Raw genomic sequence first — 507 nt, 5'->3', positions numbered from 1 at the left:
GACGGTGAGGTGGCCGAGTGGCTGAAGGCGCTCCCCTGCTAAGGGAGTATACGGTTTGTAGCCGTATCGAGGGTTCGAATCCCTCCCTCACCGCCATTATCGACAAGCCTGCCTTGTGATAATTGCAGTAAAAGATGTGCGTCCGTAGCTCAGCTGGATAGAGTACCTGGCTACGAACCAGGCGGTCGGAGGTTCGAATCCTCCCGGACGCGCCATCACCGCCATGGAAGACCCGCAACACCGTTCAGGATGAACACAAGATTGACGACACGCGCTCGTAGCTCAGCTGGATAGAGTACCTGGCTACGAACCAGGCGGTCGGAGGTTCGAATCCTCCCGAGCGCGCCATCTTCAATCTATGCAAATCCGTCAGCGCGTCCGTAGCTCAGCTGGATAGAGTACCTGGCTACGGACCAGGCGGTCGGAGGTTCGAATCCTCCCGGACGCGCCATTTTGCATTACCTCTTCCTTCTCCTTATTTCCATTTCGCTATCTTTTCATTGTCAC

Annotated in this window: 4 tRNA genes; all 4 read left to right on the top strand. The window is 56.0% G+C overall.

The features are described from left to right. The first annotated feature begins 3 nt into the window (after nucleotides 1–3). The 4 genes from BZJ21_RS15520 to BZJ21_RS15505 all read left to right on the top strand — a co-directional run bounded on the left by BZJ21_RS15520 (nucleotide 4) and on the right by BZJ21_RS15505 (nucleotide 451). A tRNA-Ser gene (locus BZJ21_RS15520) sits at nucleotides 4–96 on the top strand. A 42-nt stretch (nucleotides 97–138) separates the two neighbouring features. Continuing rightward, nucleotides 139–215: transfer RNA gene (locus BZJ21_RS15515), tRNA-Arg, on the top strand. 56 nt (nucleotides 216–271) lie between these two features. Next, a tRNA-Arg gene (locus BZJ21_RS15510) sits at nucleotides 272–348 on the top strand. Between the two features lie 26 nt (nucleotides 349–374). Further along, nucleotides 375–451: transfer RNA gene (locus tag BZJ21_RS15505), tRNA-Arg, on the top strand. Nucleotides 452–507 lie beyond the last annotated feature (56 nt).

The sequence above is a fragment of the Salinivibrio costicola subsp. alcaliphilus genome (assembly GCF_001996185.1).
GTDB classification, from domain to species: domain Bacteria; phylum Pseudomonadota; class Gammaproteobacteria; order Enterobacterales; family Vibrionaceae; genus Salinivibrio; species Salinivibrio costicola.
This window is presented reverse-complemented; position numbering and strand designations above follow the sequence as displayed.